Source organism: Microbacterium sp. B24 (assembly GCF_000333415.1).
Classification (GTDB): domain Bacteria; phylum Actinomycetota; class Actinomycetes; order Actinomycetales; family Microbacteriaceae; genus Microbacterium.
The window spans coordinates 1-3,082 of the sequence record NZ_BADB01000100.1; the positions used below are offsets into that span (position 1 = coordinate 1).

Annotated in this window: 3 protein-coding genes, 1 tRNA gene and 1 pseudogene; 2 read left to right on the forward strand and 3 right to left on the reverse strand. The window is 67.7% G+C overall.

The genetic code is table 11. The annotated features are described in order from the left end of the window. The 3 genes from I5I_RS02220 to I5I_RS02230 form a co-directional block, all read right to left on the reverse strand. The coding region (locus tag I5I_RS02220) for an MMPL family transporter (protein WP_036315986.1) at positions 1-588 on the reverse strand (588 nt) is incomplete at its 3' end. A gap of 64 nt (positions 589-652) precedes the next feature. Then, positions 653-1,048 (reverse strand): hypothetical protein, encoded by a 396-nt coding sequence (locus I5I_RS02225; RefSeq protein WP_036315989.1) that lies wholly within the window; start codon positions 1,046-1,048, stop codon positions 653-655. Positions 1,049-1,074: 26 nt separating this feature from the next. Then, positions 1,075-1,150 (reverse strand) — tRNA-Thr (locus I5I_RS02230). A gap of 226 nt (positions 1,151-1,376) precedes the next feature. On the opposite strand from I5I_RS02230, the gene I5I_RS02235 reads away from it, so the two are divergent. Both I5I_RS02235 and I5I_RS02240 read left to right on the forward strand, forming a co-directional pair. Continuing rightward, positions 1,377-2,270, forward strand: coding sequence for a MetQ/NlpA family ABC transporter substrate-binding protein (locus I5I_RS02235; RefSeq protein ID WP_036315991.1), 894 nt, complete (start codon positions 1,377-1,379; stop codon positions 2,268-2,270). An 81-nt stretch (positions 2,271-2,351) separates the two neighbouring features. After that, positions 2,352-3,050, forward strand: a pseudogene (locus tag I5I_RS02240) (methionine ABC transporter ATP-binding protein); the annotation flags it as partial. Positions 3,051-3,082 lie beyond the last annotated feature (32 nt).

Here is a 3,082-nt window from a genome sequence, read left to right on the forward strand (position 1 = left end):
CAGCGGCGATCGGTAGACGATGACGAGGATGATGACCACGGCGCCGAGTGCGACGGCGAGCAGGATCCCGTCGATGCCCAAGAAGCCAGCCACCAGATCGGCGGTGAAGCCGGCGGGCCCGGTCACCCACGCCTCCAGGCCCGTCGGGAGGTTTTTCTCGATGCTCTCGCGGACGGCCGTGACCGTCTCACCGACGTCGCCCGACGTCGAGATCGGCACGAAGAACTGCACCGCCTCGCCGTCGTCGGACGGGATCGCCGGCGAGACCTGCTCGACGCCCTCGACGTCGGAGATCGTGGCGGCGAGTTCGGTGATCTGGGTGAGCTGGGCGGCGCTCAGCGCTCCCTCACCGGTGACGACCACCACGGCCGGGATGCTGTCGCCTCCGGTGAACTGCGAGAGCCGCTCCTGCACCTGCGTCGACTCCGCCGACGACGGCAGGAACGAGGACTGATCGTTGGTGGCGACTTCGTCGATCTTGCCGAAGTACGGGCCACCGATCGAGCCGCCCACCAGCCAGATGAGGACGAGCAGAACGGGAATGCCGATACGCAGCCAGCGGGTGGATGTGTCGGTGCGACGAGTCATGTCGCTAGCTTATCTAGTAATAAGTCCCGCATGCCAGCTCTGTGTTGCGCGCGCGGGCGCCCGCTCATCCGCGGACGAAGTAGAGCACCCATCCCGCGACGAGACTGACCACCCCCAACGCGAGCATCCCCACCGCCGACCACGTCAGTGTGCGCAGTCCGGTGGGGCGCCGCTGCAGGCGCACGCGCCCCCGCCAGCCGTGGCGGTACCAGATGAACGCCGCGTCCGCGTCGCCGATGACCACGGCGTCGGCCGGGGACAGCGGCGCACTGTTGGCGTCGCCGTCTGCGTCAAACCAGCGGACGACGGGATCACCGCCGTCGCGGTCGATGATGGCCTCCGCCGGCAACCAGGTGCCGTCGGCCGCCCACGCGATCACGACGGCGATCGCGAGGAGGAGAAAGGCGCCGAAACCGACCCAGGTGAAGATCTCGATCAGCGCGTCGATCGCGTGATCCATCGGTCTCCCCGAAGTCGGTGAAGAAGTGGAGCCGCCTAAGGGAATCGAACCCTTGACCTATTCATTACGAGTGAATCGCTCTGCCGTCTGAGCTAAGGCGGCGCAAGGAGCCGGAGCGCCATGCACGATCACCGATCTTACAGGGTCCGGAGCCCGGTCGCGAACCACGACGGCGACCGCCTCACCCGCGCGGTGTCGCCGTGTTACGGAGCGATTCCGCGACCTCGGTCGACTGTGCCTACCGTCGATCAGGCACCGCGACGAGGCGAGCGCGGGGAGCCGAGAGATCCCGCGCGACGCGGTGCCCCGATCCACAAGGAGCACCACCATGTCCCGAAAGTCCCTGGCCGCGATCCTGGCCGTTCCCCTTGCCCTTCTTCTGAGCGCCTGCGCGTCCGGCGCCGCCGCCCCCGCGGAGGGCACCGGCGGCGCGCAGGACCCCGTCCGCATCGGTGTCGTCGGCGCGGGCGACCCGTACTGGCAGACCTACAAGGATGCCGCGGCCGCCGAAGGGATCAACGTCGAGATCGTGAACTTCGACGCCTACGACCAGCCCAACCCCGCCCTGTCTGCGGGCGAGCTCGACCTCAACCAGTTCCAGCACATCATCTACCTCGCGACCTACAACGTGAAGGCAGGTGACGATCTGGTCCCGGTCGGTGCGACCGCGATCTACCCGCTGGGCCTGTACTCGACGAAGTACAAGAGCGTCGCGGACATCCCGAACGGTGGCACGATCGCCGTCCCCAACGACGAGTCCAACCAGGCACGCGCCCTGCTCGTGCTGCAGTCGGCCGGTTTGATCTCGCTCAAGGGCGGCGGATCGATCTTCTCGACCGTGGCCGACATCGAGCCCGGCTCCACGGTGAAGGTCGAGGCCGTGGCCGCCGACTTCACGGCATCCTCTCTTCCCGACTTCGCCGGCGCCGTGGTCAACAACGACTTCGTCGCAAAGTCCGGGCTCACCAAGGATCAGTTGCTCGCACAGGATGACCCCGCCGACCCGGCGGCCTTCCCGTACATCAACGTCTTCGCCGCGAAGGCCAAGGATGCCGACAACCCGACGTATCAGAAGCTCGTGAAGATCTACCAGGAGACGGCATCGGTGCAGCAAGGGGTGCTCGACGCATCCGGCGGCAGCGCCGTGCTGCTGAAGACGCCGGTCGCCGACCTCGTCAGCTCGCTGAACAAGACCGAGGACGACATCCGCGCCCAGCAGTGACCGCCGCGCATGCGGCCCCGCCTCCGGGCAGGGCCGCATGCGCGCGTTCGTCGTCCGTCCATCGACACCGAGCGAGATCTCATGAGCCTCATCCGACTGGTCTCCGCGACCAAGACCTATCCGCCGCAGACGAAGGGCGCTCCACCCGTCGTCGCCCTCGACGACGTCTCGCTTCAGATCGCTGCCGGCGAGGTGTGCGGCGTCATCGGCTACTCGGGGGCGGGCAAGTCCACCCTCCTGCGCCTGATCAATGCCCTCGAGATCCCCACGACAGGTGCGGTCGAGATCGACGGCACCGACATCACGCGACTGCCCGAACGGCAGCTGCGCAGCCTTCGCTCCGACATCGGGATGATCTTCCAGCAGTTCAACCTCTTCGACTCGCGCACCGTCGCGGGCAACATCGCCTACCCGCTCGAGGTCGCCGGCAGGCCGCGGAACGAGATCCGCCATCGCGTGGCCGAGCTGCTCGACTTCGTCGGCCTCGCCGCCCGGGCGAACGCCTACCCGGAACAGCTCTCGGGCGGGCAGAAGCAGCGCGTCGGCATCGCCCGCGCTCTCGCGACGAGCCCTCGCATCCTCCTCGCCGACGAGGCCACGAGCGCCCTCGACCCCGACACCACACAGGAGGTGCTCGCTCTCCTGCGGCGCGTGAACCGTGAACTCGGCGTGACGATCGTGCTCATCACGCACGAGATGGACGTGATCCGGGTCATCGCCGACCGCGTCGTCGTCATGGAGGGCGGTCGTGTCATCGAGTCCGGCAGCGTGTTCGACGTACTCTGACTCTAGAGGATCCCCGGGACCGAGCT